This window comes from Gluconacetobacter sp. (genome assembly GCF_047721585.1).
GTDB classification, from domain to species: Bacteria; Pseudomonadota; Alphaproteobacteria; order Acetobacterales; family Acetobacteraceae; genus Gluconacetobacter; species Gluconacetobacter dulcium.
Genome location: NZ_JBDNXE010000055.1, coordinates 1 through 8,919, shown reverse-complemented (window position 1 = coordinate 8,919; position 8,919 = coordinate 1). Strand labels below are relative to the sequence as shown.

Genomic DNA, 8,919 nt, shown 5'->3' with positions numbered 1-8,919 from the left:
CGTCATGACGGTCGATCTGCTGATCAGGGATGCTTTTCTTTATATTGATCGCGACTGGGAAGTGGCGAATGGCTGGCTGGCGATCAAGGACGGTCGCGTCCATGGTATCGGCGACCGGGCTGAGGACGCGCCGGCTGCACGATCGGTCATTTCGGCGCACGGGCGGCTGGTCACGCCCGGACTCGTCAATGCGCATCACCATATGTATCAGAACCTGACCCGGGCCTACGCCCCGGTGACGAACGGCACGCTGTTCGAATGGCTCAAAGGCCTCTATCCGCTTTGGGCCGATCTGGATGAAGAATCGGTCTATCTCTCGACCTGCGTGGCTATGGTCGAACTGCTGATGGGCGGCTGTACGACCTCCATGGACCATATGTATGTCCATCCCCGGCCGTTCCTGATCGATGCGCAGTTTCGCGCGGCGCGCGACATCGGGTTTCGCTTCCACGCCACGCGCGGGTCGATGACGCGATCGGTCGAGGATGGCGGGCTACCGCCGGCCTCGGTGGTGCAGGATGAAGATACGATCCTGGCCGACAGCGAACGGCTGGTGGGAGCCTTCCACGATCCGGCACCGGGTGCGATGGGCCGGGTGGCGCTGGCCCCCTGTTCGCTGTTCAGCGTATCGGAACGGATCATGACGGAATCAGCGCGTCTGGCCGAAAAGCACGATCTGCGCCTGCATACCCACTTGGCGGAAGATCCCGATGAAGACGCCTATTGTGCCGAAATCTACGGCTGCACGCCGACCGAATATTTCGAGCGTGTCGGCTGGGCCAGCCCGCGTTCGTGGGTAGCGCATTATATCTACCCCACGGGTGACGAGATCGACCGTCTGGCCCATGCCGGCGTCTGTACGGCGCAATGTCCCTGTTCAAACATGATGATCGGCGGCGGCACGGCCGATGCGATGGACATGCGGCGACGCGGCATGCGCGTCGGTCTCGGGTGTGACGGGTCGGCGTCGACCGATCATGCGTCGATGTGGCTGGAAACCCGCATGGCGATGCTGCTGGGTCGGTTCCGGCATGGTCCGCACGCCATGTCTGCGCGCGATGCGCTGGACATGGCGACGCGTGGCGGCGCCGCCTGTCTGGGCTGGGAGGACGAGATCGGGCATCTGCGGCCCGGTGCCTGCGCCGATCTGGTTATCTGGTCGATATCCGAGGTCGCGGCTGCCGGTGCGTTAAGCGATCCGGTCGAGGCGTGGCTGCGTTGTGCGCCGGCCGTGGCGGGCACCACCATCGTCAATGGAAAGGTACTGGTGTCGGATGGCGTACCTGTGCTGGCCAATCTGGGCGACATCCTGCGCGATCATGCGCGGGAGGCGAGGCGGATACAGCGGCTCGGGACGTGAGCAGGGTATCTTCTTTTTTCTGAAGAAAAAGAAGCAAAAAAGCTTTGCCATTCGGGGCCATCGTCTGTTCCCCGGCCGAAGGCTCCAGGGCGGATCAGAACAAACGCATATGCGTCTGTTAACATCTTACGGTCTCTTGTTCGTTTCGCCCCCGATGGTACCGTGCCTCCAGATAGTGAGGTGACAGATGAACGGAAAAGGACACGGTCCAAAGGTTCTTGCCGCAGTCGGGATGCTGGCGGCGGCCTTGTGGTCCGGTAGCGGGGCGCGCGCCGATACGGTGCCGGTAATGGTCATTCACGGTGGTGCGGGAGTGATCAAGGCCGACATGTCGATCGAGCGTCAGCAGATCGTGAAGGCAGCGCTGGGACGCGCCTTGCAGGCAGGGTATGCGGTCCTGAAGGCCGGTCAACCGGCGAAAGACGCCGTGGTCGCCGCGATCCAGGTGCTGGAGGACGACCCGAACTTCAATGCCGGCAAGGGTGCCGTCTTTACGCATGATGGGCATAACGAGATGGATGCCGCGATCATGGACGGGGCAACGCTGCAGGCCGGCGCGGTTGCCGGCGTGTCGCACGTGCGCAACCCGATCACGCTGGCCCGCGCCGTCATGGAGCAATCGAAGCATGTGCTGCTGATCGGTGCGGGGGCGGAGGCATTCGCCCAAGCCCGGAAGATCCCGCTGGTGGATCCTTCTTATTTCTGGACCCAGTATCGGTGGAACCAGTTGCAGAAGGCGCTGAAGGAAGACGCGGCGCACACCCAGCATGCCGACGAGACGACCGACCGCCATTTCGGTACGGTCGGCGCGGTGGCGCTGGATCACGCGGGACATCTGGCGGCTGGAACGTCGACTGGCGGCATGACCGACAAATTGTGGGGCCGGGTGGGCGATTCGCCGCTGATCGGGGCCGGGACCTATGCCAATGCCGGCTGCGCGATGTCCGGTACCGGATGGGGCGAGTTCTATATCCGCACCGTCGCGGCGCACGAGATCTGCATGCGCGTGACCGCGATGCATGAAACTCTGAATCATGCGGCACAGGATGTCATCAACCGCGAAATTCCGGCGCTGGGCGGCGATGGCGGCGCAATCCTGGTCGATGCGCAGGGAAATATCGCGATGCCGTTCAATACCAGCGGCATGTATCGGGCCTGGGTGGGGCGCGACGGCGTGTCGCATGTCGAGATTTTCGGCAACGGCAAGACGTAGGGGGCGTGCCGGTCATTAAGGCCGGCACGCCCATGGCCGACGCTGCTTACGGTGCCGCGTTGGCCGCGAACAGGGCGGATATGGCGGTCGTCGCCTCGCCCTGAATGCGATGCAGATGGTCCTCGCTGACGAAGCTTTCGGCGTAGATCTTGTAGACTTCCTCGGTGCCCGAGGGACGGGCGGCGAACCAGCCATTCTCCGCCACCACCTTCAGCCCGCCGATTTCGGCGTTGTTGCCGGGCGCGCGGGTCAGGGTGGCGCGGATTGGCTCGCCACCCAGTTCGTGCAGCCCGACCTGCTCGGGCGTCAGCGATTTCAGCAGCGCCTTCTGTGGTGCCGTGGCCGGGGCGTCGATCCGCGCGTAATAGGGCGTGCCGAGTTCGGCGGTCAGCTTGCGATAGGCGACACCGGGATGGTGGCCGGTGCGGGCGGTGATTTCGGCGGCAAGCAGGCCGAGGATGATGCCGTCCTTGTCGGTGGTCCACGCGGTGCCGTCCTTGCGCAGAAACGACGCGCCGGCGCTTTCCTCACCTGCGAAGCCGAAGCCGCCGTCGATCAGTCCCTCGACGAACCATTTGAAGCCCACGGGAACTTCGACCAGCCGACGGCCCAGCCGGGCGGTGACGCGATCGATCAGGCTGCTGCTGACCACCGTCTTGCCCACCGCCGCCTGGGTGCTCCAGCCGGAGCGGTTGGCGAACAGATAGTCGATGGCGGTGGCCAGATAGTGGTTCGGGTTCATCAGCCCGTCGGTGCCGGCGACGATGCCGTGCCGGTCGGCATCGGTATCGTTGGCGAAAGCCACGTCAAAGCGGCTGCCCAGTTCGATCAGGCGTGTCATGGCGTAGGGCGAAGAGCAATCCATGCGGATCTGCCCGTCCCAGTCGGCCGTCATGAAAGAGAATGTGGGGTCGACCACGGTACTCACCACCGTGGCGTTGAGGCGATAGCGCTCGATGATCGGCTGCCAGTAGGCCACGGCCGCCCCGCCCAGCGGGTCGATTCCGATCGCGACATCGGCGGCGCGGATGGCCTCCATGTCCAGCACCGCCCCCAGATCCTCGATATAGGGAGTCATATAGTCATGCCGATGCACGCAGGCAGCCCGCAATGCCTGTTCATGTGGAATGCGGCGCACGCCCGCGAGGCCGGCCGCAAGGTAATCGTTGGCCGCGCGTTCGACGATTTTGGTGATATCGGTATCGGCCGGACCGCCATGGGGCGGGTTGTATTTATAGCCGCCATCTTCCGGCGGATTGTGGGACGGGGTCACGACCACGCCATCGGCCAGACCACTGGTGCGTCCCCGGTTGTAGGTCAGGATGGCGTGAGAGATCACCGGCGTCGGGGTATAGCCACCCTGGGCGTCGATGAAGGTTTCCACCCCGTTGGCGGCGAAGACTTCCAGCGCCGATTCCAGCGCAGGCTTCGAGACCGCATGGGTGTCGATGCCGATGAAAAGCGGCCCGTTGATACCGGCGGAGGCGCGATAGTCGCACACGGCCTGGCTGACGGCGAGGATATGGGCTTCGTTGAAGCTGGTATGGAATGGCGAGCCCCGATGCCCAGAGGTGCCGAACGCGACGCGCTGGGCAGGGATGGCCGGGTCGGGTTTCAGATCGTAGTAGGCCGCAGTCAGTTTCGCGACGTCGATCAGGCGCGCGGGCGGAACCGGTTTGCCGGCCAATGGGCTGATCGTCACCATTCCTGTGTGTCCTTCCTGTATACGAAACCGTTCCGAACGCACCGCTTCCGGGCCAGACGACCCGAAGGGTCTCCGTTGGGCGCGTTCCGGCACACCGACGAACAGGCTCCAGGGCCTGAACATAGGCGAGCGGATGATGCGCACAGGGCCCGCATGGAAGCGCTGTTTCTGAAACCGTCTCTAAGTGTCGTGCCTCCGTCGCATACTGGCGTGGCATCATTATGGAGCACGATCAAAACGCCTGCCGAAGCGTCGGGATGCGGCGCATTACGGCAGGCGCTGGAAAAAAAACGTGCGATCAGTGGCCGGTGGGGGCGCCGGGCGCGCTGGACGTGCCCGTGCCTTCATGCACGGTAGTCGACGGCGTGATCACGCGGTTCAGCACTTCGAACGAGACGGCATCCATCGTCGTCACGTCGACTGTGTCGCCGACCTTCAAGGTGGGCAGCAGGGCCTGCATCGCCTTGGTGTGGACCGTGATCGTCTGGGTTGCGTTGTCGGGGCCGACGGTGGTGACGACGTGATGCGCCGCGTCGACCGCCGCGATCCGCACCCGCTTGCGGCGGAAGGAGACCATCATGCCGTGGGGATGGCGATTGGTCACACCATGCGCCGAGGTCACGGTCGATTCCGGCTGCGGGCTGTCGGCGGGCACGACATCGGCGCCGATGGTCTGGAAGAAGCGGATCTTGATCCGGTCGCCCGGCTGAATATGGGGCAGGTTATGGACGGTGCGGGGGATATCGACGGTGATCAGGCTGCCATCGCCATCACGCAGCAGCACTTCGCCCGAAGAGGGATCGATCGTCTCCACGGTCGCCTGGGTCACCTGGTTTCCGGTGATCACCGAAGCCTGGGCGTGGGCGCGCAGCGGCATGGCCAGTGCCAGGGCGACGACGGGCAGCAGCCGTGCCGACCGCGACAGGCGGTTGAGGAGGTGACGTGTGTTTGCGGGTGCCATCATGTCTGTTCCTGCTCTGTCATCCGATTTGGCGCGGCTTTGAAACTGATATTAAGAGACTGTTTTCAAAGTGTCGATGCCGGGCAGCAACCCGGCTCGGTTGCAGCGGGATGAAGAGGGAGGCGACATGGCGCGCTCGGTCACGATTTACGGCATCAAGGCCTGCGATACGATGAAGAAGGCGCGTGCGTGGCTGGACGCGCACGGCGTGGCCTACACGTTTCATGACTATAAGGCTGGCGGCATCGCGCGCCCGGTGCTGGAGGGCTGGGTCCGGCAGGCAGGATGGGAAATTCTGCTGAACCGTTCAGGCACCACGTTTCGCAAGCTGCCCGATTCCGACAAGGCCGACCTGAACGAGGCGCGGGCCGTCGATCTCATGCTGGCCCAGCCTTCGATGATCAAGCGCCCGGTACTGGATGTGGACGGCGCATTGACTGTAGGGTTCAAGCCCGAAATCTACGCCGCCATATTCGCGTGACTGGAACGGCGCGCCGGAGAAAGTCGGACGTGCCATTCCAGTCAGAGGAGCAGGTTAAAGTGTCGCGGCAACCGTCAGGCCGCGATTTCGAACCCGGCATCCTCGATAGCCATGCGCAGGGCGGCGGGCGAGGTGAAGGCGGGGTCGTAGCTGACCGTGGCCCGGCCAGGCTCCAGCGTGACCTCGGCGGCGGAAACGCCGTCGGTCTGCTCCAGCGCTTTCTTGACCGAGTTGACGCAGCCATTGCAGGTCATGCCCGTGACGTTCAGCGAGAGCGTTTCCATCGTTCTGTCTCCTTGAAGGGGCGATGTCGCCACCCTCTTTCAGCTATGCGCTGACTCGGGCTCGCGCAAGGATGGTTTTCTGTGATCGAGCCCAGCGTTCAAGACGACCGCGACCGAATGGGCGCGACTCGCAACAGAACGTCCTTGGCATGTCGTCGGTCGCCTGTTCGCAAACCTCTCATTCGGCCGGGGCCGTGCGGGACTCGTCCACGAAGGTCTCGGTCGCGTCGTCGATGGCCCGGCTGCGGCGTCCGGCGGGTGTGTGGACATATAGCGCCTTGCGGTCGATCCGGTCCTCGGCTTCGGGCTGCATGGGCATTTCGTAGCGCGGCTTGCGGCGATGATCGGCCAGTTGCAGCTTGGGGTTGAAGACCGAATTGAACTTCCAGATCATGGTCAGGAAGTTGGTCTGCCCGCGCAGCGCCAGACGCAGGGCGAGGCCCAGCGTATCCTTGATCGCGTTCCAGCCCAGATGTTTCTGGTTGAGCACCTGCTGGGTTTTGACCAGTTCTTCGTAGAATTCCTCCAGCGGCAGGGTGGTGGGCAGCACCGCGTGCTGGATGTCGAACAGGCGATAATCCCGCGTCGTCAGGCGCCGGGCCTCGCGGTGCCAGATTTCCGTGCCCGGATAGGGCGTGGTGACCGAGATATTCACGATATCCGGAATTTCCCGGCACCATTGCCGGATGACTTCGAACCGCTGCCGGTCCCATGATGGATCGGCGATGATGTTGATCGCGACGATCAGACCCAGAGAGCGGGCGAATTCAAGGGCTTCGAAATTCCGGTCCAGTGATACCCGCTTGCGGAAATGCTTCAGCCCTTCTTCGTCGACTGCCTCCATGCCGATGAAGATGTAGCTCAGGCCCAGTTCCTTCCAGAACTGGAAGACCTCCTTGTTCCGCAGCAGCACGTCGGCGCGGGTTTCCAGGTAATATTCCTTGCGGATACCGCGCCGCTTGATCTCCTCGCCGATTGCCATGCCATGTTCGGCGTGGACGAAAGCCACGTCGTCGACGATGAAGATGCCCGGTTCGCGGATCGCCTCCAGTTCGTCGGCGATCACGGCCGGGCTGGCGGTGCGGTAGGAGCGCCCGTAGAAGGTCCACGCGCTACAGAATGTGCAGTCCCACGGGCAGCCGCGCGCGAATTCAATCGACGCCGCCGGGTCGAGCGTGCCGATGAAGTATTTGCGGCGATGGCGCAGCAGGTCGCGTGCCGGGCGGATCGTGTCCAGCGACGGCACAAAGATCGGCGGCGGCCCTTCGCCCGTCAACGTCACCACGCCCGGTACGGTGGTGATGTCACCGCCCTCCTGGCGGGTGTCGAGCAACCGCCCCACAGTGGCGTCGCCTTCACCCTTCAGGACGCAGTCGATCGCCCCCTCGGCCAGTTCCAGGATGTCACGGGCGATGAACGAAACCGAGTGGCCGCCGACGAACAGGAACACGGTGGGCATCCGCGCGCGGGTCTCACGGCACAGATCGACGATCTCCGGCACGTTGGCCAGGTAGTTTCCGGAAAAACAGACGGCGTGGGGGCGGAAATTCTCGATCATGCGCCAGTAGTCGCGGTGAGTTTCCACCTGCAGGTCGATGATCTTCACGTCATGTCCGGCCTGGCGGGCCGCACCCGCAACCAGTTCCAGCCCCAGCGGCTCCAGCCGCAGGAAGACCTTGGTGTACATCAGGGCGCTGGGATGGATGGCGAGTATTCTCATTATGACACCTCGTTTTTCGCCACCGAAGCGTGACGGAATGAAGTGATGGCCATATCGAAAGGATATGGCGGTGCGCAGGATCGGTTGTTTGTCGTGGACCGGAATATTTTTTCCCGATGGATCGCGTTTCGTCACCCTGATTGTGGGTAATGACACCTATGCATGAGAGGAATGAAGCCCTAATCAGAGGCGGTTCGTCTTTTATTATTGTCGTATTCGCGCAGTAGAGCGGTTGGATATTATTTCTTTATCAATGGATCATCGGCGAATTCATGAGGGTGTGAACGAAGCATGCTGTTCTGTCATGCGCCCGGCGCCCTATCGCGGGCGGACGATCCATGGCAAGCTTATTTGGAACGAGGTGTCCCGATATGCGGTCCAGTCAGGCCGTGACGGACGCGACTCACGGTTATGGACGGTTCCGAAAGGAACAGCGGCGGTCGGAATGAAGCATAAGAACGGAACAGGTCTTGGTTGGGTTGCCGGTGCCGCGATCCTGCTGGCAGGATGTTCGTCGGAAATCGGGCGCCGCCCGATGGATTCCGATATCTCCTGCCTGCGGGCCCAGATGGGTGCCGAACTGAAGCTGAGTTTCCCGCTGGCGGCGAATACCTGCCAGCGCATGACGGACCATAATTTCGTCATCGGCACGAAGAATCCCAAGCCGATCCCGCTGAACCTGCACGGTGCCCCGGACCTTCAGACCCTGGCAGACCAGTACGGCTACAGCTACACCCGCTGACGGCCGGAAACTCCGGCGCTCCTGCGCAGATTGAGAGAGCGGCAGGACATTCAGCTACCCGGTGAGGTTGCCGGTTGGAGTGCGACATCTGCCGGCAGAAGCGCCGGCGTGGCGTGGCGCAGCCGGTCGATCATCCCGCGGGCAATTTCACGCTCTCCCATAATGACGGTGTCGGCACCCAGCCGCGCAAGATGTTCGACTTCCGCGTCGGAGTGGGCACGCCCGACGATCAGGATCGATGGATTCAGCGCCCGGGCCTGTTCCACGACCTGCCCGGCTTCGAACGCTCCCGGAATGGCGACGACAATGCTCCGGGCTTGCGGGAGATTCGCAAGGCCAAGCACGTCGGGCGACGCGGCATTGCCGACGATAACCTCAATTCCCAGGGCCTCCAGTTGCGCAATACTCTGGTCGGCGTCCTCGATGACCAGAAAGGGCGTGCGCGATGCCAGC

9 protein-coding genes are annotated in these 8,919 nt (G+C 63.1%); 4 read left to right on the top strand and 5 right to left on the bottom strand.

All coding sequences use genetic code 11. The features are described from left to right. The first annotated feature begins 4 nt into the window (after positions 1-4). Together ABF821_RS11515 and ABF821_RS11510 are read left to right on the top strand one after the other, a co-directional pair. Positions 5-1,360, top strand: a complete 1,356-nt coding sequence (locus ABF821_RS11515; protein ID WP_415530074.1) for an 8-oxoguanine deaminase — start codon at positions 5-7, stop codon at positions 1,358-1,360. 187 nt (positions 1,361-1,547) lie between these two features. After that, entirely contained in the window at positions 1,548-2,573 is a 1,026-nt protein-coding gene (locus tag ABF821_RS11510; RefSeq protein ID WP_220791711.1) for an isoaspartyl peptidase/L-asparaginase family protein, read from the top strand. Positions 2,574-2,619: 46 nt separating this feature from the next. On the opposite strand, the gene pgm is transcribed toward ABF821_RS11510, so the two are convergent. Together pgm and ABF821_RS11500 are read right to left on the bottom strand one after the other, a co-directional pair. After that, on the bottom strand, positions 2,620-4,278 hold the full coding sequence (pgm, locus tag ABF821_RS11505) for a phosphoglucomutase (alpha-D-glucose-1,6-bisphosphate-dependent) (protein WP_415530073.1): 1,659 nt from the start codon (positions 4,276-4,278) through the stop codon (positions 2,620-2,622). 298 nt (positions 4,279-4,576) lie between these two features. Then, entirely contained in the window at positions 4,577-5,242 is a 666-nt protein-coding gene (locus ABF821_RS11500; protein ID WP_415530072.1) for a preprotein translocase subunit YajC, read from the bottom strand. Positions 5,243-5,366: 124 nt separating this feature from the next. Here ABF821_RS11500 and ABF821_RS11495 point away from each other — a divergent pair, with 124 nt between their 5' ends. Further along, positions 5,367-5,720, top strand: a complete 354-nt coding sequence (locus ABF821_RS11495) for an ArsC family reductase (protein ID WP_182973364.1) — start codon at positions 5,367-5,369, stop codon at positions 5,718-5,720. A 74-nt stretch (positions 5,721-5,794) separates the two neighbouring features. Here the strand turns inward: ABF821_RS11495 and ABF821_RS11490 are convergent, their stop codons facing one another. Together ABF821_RS11490 and hpnR are read right to left on the bottom strand one after the other, a co-directional pair. Next, positions 5,795-6,004 (bottom strand): heavy-metal-associated domain-containing protein, encoded by a 210-nt coding sequence (locus ABF821_RS11490; protein ID WP_114727516.1) that lies wholly within the window; start codon positions 6,002-6,004, stop codon positions 5,795-5,797. Between the two features lie 178 nt (positions 6,005-6,182). Then, positions 6,183-7,724, bottom strand: coding sequence for a hopanoid C-3 methylase HpnR (hpnR, locus tag ABF821_RS11485; protein WP_415530071.1), 1,542 nt, complete (start codon positions 7,722-7,724; stop codon positions 6,183-6,185). Between the two features lie 445 nt (positions 7,725-8,169). On the opposite strand from hpnR, the gene ABF821_RS11480 reads away from it, so the two are divergent. Continuing rightward, a complete protein-coding gene (locus ABF821_RS11480) occupies positions 8,170-8,466 on the top strand; it encodes a hypothetical protein (RefSeq protein ID WP_182973362.1) in 297 nt (98 codons plus the stop codon). A gap of 50 nt (positions 8,467-8,516) precedes the next feature. Here the strand turns inward: ABF821_RS11480 and ABF821_RS11475 are convergent. Further along, positions 8,517-8,919 (bottom strand): NAD-binding protein (locus tag ABF821_RS11475; RefSeq protein ID WP_415530070.1); only part of this gene is annotated, 403 nt, incomplete at its 5' end.

What these genes read in the sequence shown, in the direction of transcription:
- ABF821_RS11515 (WP_415530074.1), top strand. Translation starts at nt 5, where the DNA reads ATGACGGTCGATCTGCTGATCAGGGATGCTTTTCTTTATATTGATCGC.
- ABF821_RS11510 (WP_220791711.1), top strand. Translation starts at nt 1,548, where the DNA reads ATGAACGGAAAAGGACACGGTCCAAAGGTTCTTGCCGCAGTCGGGATG.
- pgm (WP_415530073.1), bottom strand. Translation starts at nt 4,278, where the DNA reads ATGGTGACGATCAGCCCATTGGCCGGCAAACCGGTTCCGCCCGCGCGC.
- ABF821_RS11500 (WP_415530072.1), bottom strand. Translation starts at nt 5,242, where the DNA reads ATGATGGCACCCGCAAACACACGTCACCTCCTCAACCGCCTGTCGCGG.
- ABF821_RS11495 (WP_182973364.1), top strand. Translation starts at nt 5,367, where the DNA reads ATGGCGCGCTCGGTCACGATTTACGGCATCAAGGCCTGCGATACGATG.
- ABF821_RS11490 (WP_114727516.1), bottom strand. Translation starts at nt 6,004, where the DNA reads ATGGAAACGCTCTCGCTGAACGTCACGGGCATGACCTGCAATGGCTGC.
- hpnR (WP_415530071.1), bottom strand. Translation starts at nt 7,724, where the DNA reads ATGAGAATACTCGCCATCCATCCCAGCGCCCTGATGTACACCAAGGTC.
- ABF821_RS11480 (WP_182973362.1), top strand. Translation starts at nt 8,170, where the DNA reads ATGAAGCATAAGAACGGAACAGGTCTTGGTTGGGTTGCCGGTGCCGCG.